Annotated in this window: 1 pseudogene; it reads right to left on the bottom strand. The window is 69.8% G+C overall.

The features are described 5' to 3' along the window. Window positions 1-232, bottom strand: a pseudogene (locus ACP7FG_RS13255) (hypothetical protein); the annotation flags it as partial.

Below are 232 nucleotides of genomic sequence, written 5' to 3'. Positions count from 1 at the left end.
GATCCGGTGTTCGTTGCCGTACAGCTCGGCGCTGTCGAACAGGCGGTAGCCAGCGTCAAGCGCCGTCGCGAGCGACTCGGCTCGCTCGACGTACTCCCCGTCGCGGTAGCGCGAACAGCCGAAGCCGACGGGCGGGAGCCGGGCTGAACAGGCCTCCCTCACGTCTTGACTCCGCACGGCAGCTACCGGCTCGGGGATGGGATCGCTCGTCGCGCCGTGGTCGGGAACGGTG

Source organism: Idiomarina sp. ST10R2A5, from assembly GCF_051842325.1.
Classification (GTDB): domain Bacteria; phylum Pseudomonadota; class Gammaproteobacteria; order Enterobacterales; family Alteromonadaceae; genus Idiomarina; species Idiomarina abyssalis.
The sequence above is the reverse complement of the archived record's forward strand: the minus strand, read 5'-3'. Positions and strand labels throughout refer to the sequence as shown.